The 332-nt window shown below is 64.5% G+C and carries 1 protein-coding gene; it reads right to left on the bottom strand.

All coding sequences use genetic code 11. The annotated features are described in order from the left end of the window. The coding region (locus H1S01_RS21025) for a M24 family metallopeptidase (RefSeq protein ID WP_188042205.1) at window positions 1-332 on the bottom strand (332 nt) is incomplete at both ends.

The following is a 332-nucleotide window of genomic DNA, read 5'->3' as shown; positions in this document are numbered from 1 at the left end:
CCGGTGAGGATCTCGCAGCCGTTCTTGGTCACCACCACGTCGTCCTCGATGCGTACGCCGATGCCGCGCCATTTCTTGGCGACGTTCTGGTTGTCCGCGGCGATATAGATGCCAGGCTCCACGGTCATCGCCATGCCCGGCTCGAGCACGCGCCACTCGCCACCGATCTTGTAGTCACCGACATCATGCACGTCCATGCCCAGCCAGTGCCCGGCGCGGTGCATGTAGAACGCCTTGTAAGCTTCGCTGGCGATCAGCTCATCGACCTCGCCCTGCAGGAGGCCCAGCTCGACCAGCCCGACGGTGATTACCCGTACCGTGGCCTCGTGGGC

The sequence above is a fragment of the Heliobacterium chlorum genome (genome assembly GCF_014502795.1).
Classification (GTDB): domain Bacteria; phylum Bacillota; class Desulfitobacteriia; order Heliobacteriales; family Heliobacteriaceae; genus Heliobacterium; species Heliobacterium chlorum.
This window is presented reverse-complemented; position numbering and strand designations above follow the sequence as displayed.